The sequence below is a fragment of the Caballeronia arvi genome, from assembly GCF_001544695.2.
GTDB classification, from domain to species: Bacteria; Pseudomonadota; Gammaproteobacteria; order Burkholderiales; family Burkholderiaceae; genus Caballeronia; species Caballeronia arvi.
Map to the genome: position 1 here is coordinate 1 of NZ_FCOM02000324.1, position 659 is coordinate 659.

General features: G+C 61.0%; 2 protein-coding genes. Both read left to right on the forward strand.

The genetic code is table 11. The features are described from left to right. On the forward strand, positions 1-415 hold a 415-nt coding region (locus tag AWB74_RS45150), incomplete at its 5' end, for a glycosyltransferase family 9 protein (RefSeq protein WP_143749579.1). 2 nt (positions 416-417) lie between these two features. Continuing rightward, a partial coding sequence (locus AWB74_RS45155) for a carbamoyltransferase N-terminal domain-containing protein (protein WP_327363366.1) occupies positions 418-659 on the forward strand: 242 nt, incomplete at its 3' end.

Below are 659 nucleotides of genomic sequence, written 5' to 3' on the forward strand. Positions count from 1 at the left end.
ATGGCCGATGCTCGTAACAGGCTCGCCAGGCGAAAGCTCGCTATGCCGCGAAGCATGCGGAGATAGCGCCCATGCGATCGATCTCTCGGGGGCGCTCGAACTCGGCGAACTCGGGGCGCTCATCGGGCATGCGCGCGTGCTGCTGTCGAACAACAGCGGGCCGGTGCATCTCGCATCGGCACTCGGCACACCCGTTGTCGATCTCTACGCGCTGACGAATCCGCAGCACATGCCGTGGCAAACGCCGCATCGCGTGCTTTATCACGACGTGCCGTGCCGATGGTGTTATCGCAGCGTGTGTCCCGAAGGCCATCACGCGTGCCTCGTCCAGGTCGGCGTGGACGAGGTCGTGTCCGCCATGCTTGAACTGTCTGAAAACGCATCGCTCATCAACTCGACAATACAGGTCAGTTAGTCATGTACACATTGGGAATCAATGCGGTCTATCACGACAGCGCCGCGGCGCTCGCCAAGGATGGCGTCGTCATCGCGGCTGCCGAAGACGAGCGCTTCACGCATGTGAAGCACGCGAAGCGTCCCGTGCCGTTCTCGACGTGGCAGCTTCCTTTCGATGCCATCGACTATTGCCTCAAGGAAGCGGGCATCGAACTCGCCGATGTCGATCACGTCGCGTACTCATACGATCCGCATCTCTTCTC